This window comes from Bacillus sp. JJ1773 (assembly GCF_036962035.1).
In the GTDB taxonomy this organism is placed as follows: domain Bacteria; phylum Bacillota; class Bacilli; order Bacillales; family Cytobacillaceae; genus Cytobacillus.
Genome location: NZ_JBALNX010000017.1, coordinates 1 through 4,213, shown reverse-complemented (window position 1 = coordinate 4,213; position 4,213 = coordinate 1). Strand labels below are relative to the sequence as shown.

The following is a 4,213-nucleotide window of genomic DNA, read 5'->3' as shown; positions in this document are numbered from 1 at the left end:
AAAGTAGAAAAATTAGTGCAACTTGCTATGCTTCATTATGTAAAAAAATAATTTTCATCATCTTTTCCTTTGTTAGCAGTGGAAGATTTTTACTGAAATTAAATAACTATATTTTTAACCCCGTCCAATAATTTAGAACGGGGTTATACTAGTTAGAGCTATTAAATTTAATAACTATATTTTCTTTTTACAATTTTCACGGTATTGTAAGCGAGAAAATTAAGCTTTTTTTTCAAAGTACCAAGTGTATTAGAAAATAAATTATAGTCTAACCTTAACCTCAGTACCGTCCTTAGCTTTGACATCTACTAGCACGAACCCCTTATAATTTTTCAGTTCCTCGACGATAGGGTTTAGGGTATTTTTGTCTATTAGTGGAAAGGTAAAGTCCAGTTTTTTTCTTTCGAAGTGCTCTTTTGTCCATTTGTTTACATTTTGCTGAAGAAATTTTGAAGACAAAATGGAAATAACAATGTTTAAAATAGCATATGGAATTGGGATGGTAAACCGAACGTCTTTTGCTTTCACTTTTACATGCATCATAAGCTAACCACTAATCAATGATGACCGAAACGGAATCCCCGTTTGCCGATTTAATATCAACAATTTGGCCATCTAATTCGTTTTCGATTGCTTCAATAATAAGGTTTATGTCTATATCTTTAACGTATTTTTCCGATTGAGGAATACTCGCTGCGATGCTGTGTCCAGCCATTAATACTGCCTTGACAAGTTTTATAGGCAAATTGACCGTGACGTTATCATTTTCGGTTGATACAACACGAATTTTTAATGTTTTATCTAAATATTTAGCTGGTTTTTCAAAAAGCTTATTACCTGTTTCTTCTTTCTCTTTTAATACTTGAATCAGTTCTGAACCCTTATCTGCATCAATCTTCCCTTCTTGAACCATTGTTAACACTCTTGTAATTTCGTCTTTCATGATCCATTCCTCCTATTACTCTTTTAAGAGCTTAATGGCTTCTTCTGGGGTGATTTCGCCATTTTCCAACATGGTGACAACTTTTTTCTCGTCTACTTCATTTTTCTTCTTCTGCACATATCCAAGGGATGTAATGATGTCTGTTAGCTTGCTTCGGACCGTTGGATACGAAATCCCCAGTTCTTTTTCAACTTCTTTGATATTCCCTCTGGATGTTAAAAATACTTCTACGAAATGCAGCTGATCCTTTGATAAGGATGCCAGCTTAGATAATTCAAACTCATTTTCAATCGTAGTGTGACAATGAGTGCATTGCAACTTTGTAATTCTTAAAGTTTTACTGCAGACAGGACAATTTGTAATTACTTGATATGCCATAATGAAAATCCTTCCTTTTTGATGATTTGATTATACAACAAGAAATCAAAGAAATAAATAATAAAACTTAATTTTTTTTGGTCAAAAAATAAATAATATTAATTTGTTGTTTAATATTATTAAGTTTTCATTTTCGTCATTCGTAAAGTAATATATTTGCCATAATAGTTGTAAATGAGTTTTTTTTAAAATTCACGTGCCATCCGAAGGGATGATACGACACATATTTTACATATGTACTATAAACCAAGTAGTGGAGAGGGAGCTTGCGAAAATGAGAGGAATATAGGGGATTAGGCGAGATGAGGTCTAATACAGTAGATAGGGCTCTTTAATCAGAAAGCGGAAGAGGTGGTCGTTGGTTCGTTCTTCTTGAAGGAAGGGTTAGTAAAGGAATGTACGTTAAGAACTGATCATTTTCACATGAAAGAATTGCAGCGGCTATTTGCAATTGTTAAGCGTCTTAATGAGAATGGGAAGCCGATTGACATGATTTCTATTTTAGAAGAGATGGACGGGGAAATCTTGCAAGCGTTGGTGTACATAGGTACAAGTTTTAAAGATTTGGTTTTTTACACCATATTTTGTATTTACAAAAAGTGTTTAACAAATTACTATTATGTTATACGATATATCGTATAACATAATATGTTGAAGAATGAAAGAAGGTTTGTATAAAAATGGCATATAATGGAGGGCCGATGACCGAAGCAATGTATTATGTACTGCTAGCACTGATGCATCCAAACCATGGTTATCAGCTTATGCATGCAATTACAGAAGTTTCGAATGGCAGAGTAAAAATGGGACCGGGGACACTTTATGGAGTACTATCACGAATGCAAAAAGACGGTCTTATTTCATTAGAAGAAGATGATGGCCGAAGAAAAACTTATCAAATTACACCAGAAGGAGAACAAGCTCTGCGCATAGAGTATAGGAGATTAAAATCCTTGATAAAAGACGGCAATATTTTAGAAGAAGGTGAAGAGAATGAATAAGACTGTCTACAAACTTCGTCCCAGTGATTATTGGCGAATCGGGGAGCATGAAAGCTGGTTTGCAGATATGGCTGCTGAGGGATTCCAACTGAAAAGGATGAGACTGCATTTTGCCGAATTTGTTAAAGGTGAGCCCCAAAAAATGAGGTACAGAATTGATGTATCTATGAAGATCACACCAGAACAAATACAGATGTATGCTGAAAGTGGATGGGACTATGTGACGAGCTATAATTTTTTTCACGTATTTTCATCCCCTGTTGAGCTTAATGCACCAGAGATTCATACAGACCCCGCAGAACAATCTTATACATTAAAGAAACTAGATAAGAAATTAGCTAAGAATGCATGTATAACTGTAGCTGCAATTATCTTAATGATCGGTATGTTGTTTTCTATTTGGTTTCTCGATGGGACACCTACCTTCATTTTGGTCGAAGGGATGGTTATTCAACAAACTGTTTTAACCATTTTCTTTGGATATATGGCCTATACATCGCTGCAAGCAGCTATATCCATTCGTGTTTTGCGAAAAGATCTGATCGAAGGAAAACCTATTGATCATCATGCTCCTTGGAAGAGGCACTATCGATTAAATTCTATTATAGCTTTATTTTTTACAATCGTTGTTGGATTGAGTGCTATACTTCCATTCACACAGCTTGTAAAAGGTTATACAAAAACATTGCCAGAAGCAAGTCTTGACTTACCGATTGTCAGATTAGCAGATGTAGAGCAGAATCCTGCTTTGGTTCGGGGGGAATCTTCATATATGAGAGATAATGTTGATTGGGATAATCGGTATTCGTTTGATTGGAGTCCGTTGGCACCAGTGCAATATGATACAGATGAAAACGGGGTAGTCCCGGGAAAAATGTGGGAGGACGGTAGTGGTGAATATTCACCAAGTATTCATACAAGGGTTTTTCAGCTCAGTGTTCCATCTATAGCGGATCATCTGATTTCTGATTTAATGAAAAGATATAGTTATGAAAATAGTCATAGAGAGTTTGTTGAAACAAAGCATCCAGATTTGGATCTTTTGATTGTTCATGAGGAAGAAGAGTCGAAAGAAGTGTTTGCTTCTAAGGGAAAAGCCGTCATATATGTTCGTTATCATGGTTATGCAAATATAAATTCAGTAATAGAAAACATAGTAGAGAAGATGGAGCTAATTTCAGAATAATACTAGAATTTGAATCTAGAAATTAGGCTATTTAGCATCTATGATATTGTTAATATTTCTTATTTTTAGACAAAGGATGGGAATATTTTTGTTATATCCGCAACATTAAAGCTGGAGTGAATGAATGCGATCTCGATGAAAATAAGTTTAAGGGAGAATTTTGAATTGATAATAACAAAAATAACTACACTTTTAGAATCGATAATACCTTGCTAGCAAAAGTTTGAAGTTATAGCAGATTACTGAAATGCTGCCAGAAGTAATTGAAAGGACACAAGCTAATTGTTAATGGAAGGGCTATATTATGAAAATAAATAGGGAAATAATAATTGTAATGTTACTTGTAGTATGTCTACAGAAGAGATGGACCAGTTGAGAAAAGAACAACGGAATTGGATAACCAATCGAGATGATACGGCAAAAGAGGCATCCCTATAATATCAAGGCGGTACGATGTAAGATCTAGAATATGTGGCTGTGTTAGCAAATCTTACAGAAGAAAGATACTATGAATTAGTTGAAGATTATATGAAATATTTTTCATCACTTACAACAAGACAATTTTTAGTAGACAATTAAGATTAGCATAATTGTGGATTACCCAAGTTAAATGGAAATTGGTGGATATTACATTTTATCAGAATAATAAAAAAGGAATGTCCATTAAGAAAGAGACATTCCTAGTATTTTCTAAAAAATGATGCA

General features: G+C 34.2%; 6 protein-coding genes. 3 read left to right on the top strand and 3 right to left on the bottom strand.

Features of this window, described 5'->3' with window-relative positions:
• Positions 1-261: 261 nt before the first annotated feature.
• From V7127_RS03825 to V7127_RS03815, 3 genes are read right to left on the bottom strand one after another with little or no spacing between them, the layout of a single operon-like run.
• Positions 262-543, bottom strand: coding sequence for a hypothetical protein (locus tag V7127_RS03825; RefSeq protein ID WP_335345378.1), 282 nt, complete (start codon positions 541-543; stop codon positions 262-264).
• Between the two features lie 10 nt (positions 544-553).
• The gene (locus tag V7127_RS03820; protein ID WP_335483695.1) at positions 554-943 is read right to left on the bottom strand and encodes an SHOCT-like domain-containing protein; all 390 of its coding nucleotides are present in this window, start codon (positions 941-943) and stop codon (positions 554-556) included.
• A 15-nt stretch (positions 944-958) separates the two neighbouring features.
• A complete protein-coding gene (locus V7127_RS03815; protein WP_335483693.1) occupies positions 959-1,321 on the bottom strand; it encodes a DUF2089 domain-containing protein in 363 nt (120 codons plus the stop codon).
• A gap of 321 nt (positions 1,322-1,642) precedes the next feature.
• Here V7127_RS03815 and V7127_RS03810 point away from each other — a divergent pair, with 321 nt between their 5' ends.
• The 3 genes from V7127_RS03810 to V7127_RS03800 are packed head-to-tail and all read left to right on the top strand — an operon-like array spanning position 1,643 to position 3,508.
• A complete protein-coding gene (locus V7127_RS03810; RefSeq protein ID WP_335483698.1) occupies positions 1,643-1,963 on the top strand; it encodes a DnaB-like helicase N-terminal domain-containing protein in 321 nt (106 codons plus the stop codon).
• Positions 1,964-2,022: 59 nt separating this feature from the next.
• A complete protein-coding gene (locus V7127_RS03805) occupies positions 2,023-2,322 on the top strand; it encodes a PadR family transcriptional regulator (protein WP_335354744.1) in 300 nt (99 codons plus the stop codon).
• The gene (locus V7127_RS03800; RefSeq protein WP_335483690.1) at positions 2,315-3,508 is read left to right on the top strand and encodes a DUF2812 domain-containing protein; all 1,194 of its coding nucleotides are present in this window, start codon (positions 2,315-2,317) and stop codon (positions 3,506-3,508) included. Before V7127_RS03805 ends, V7127_RS03800 begins: the two co-directional genes overlap by 8 nt.
• Positions 3,509-4,213 lie beyond the last annotated feature (705 nt).

Coding starts and splice junctions, on each gene's coding strand:
- V7127_RS03825 (WP_335345378.1), bottom strand. CDS start 543: ATGATGCATGTAAAAGTGAAAGCAAAAGACGTTCGGTTTACCATCCCA.
- V7127_RS03820 (WP_335483695.1), bottom strand. CDS start 943: ATGAAAGACGAAATTACAAGAGTGTTAACAATGGTTCAAGAAGGGAAG.
- V7127_RS03815 (WP_335483693.1), bottom strand. CDS start 1,321: ATGGCATATCAAGTAATTACAAATTGTCCTGTCTGCAGTAAAACTTTA.
- V7127_RS03805 (WP_335354744.1), top strand. CDS start 2,023: ATGACCGAAGCAATGTATTATGTACTGCTAGCACTGATGCATCCAAAC.
- V7127_RS03800 (WP_335483690.1), top strand. CDS start 2,315: ATGAATAAGACTGTCTACAAACTTCGTCCCAGTGATTATTGGCGAATC.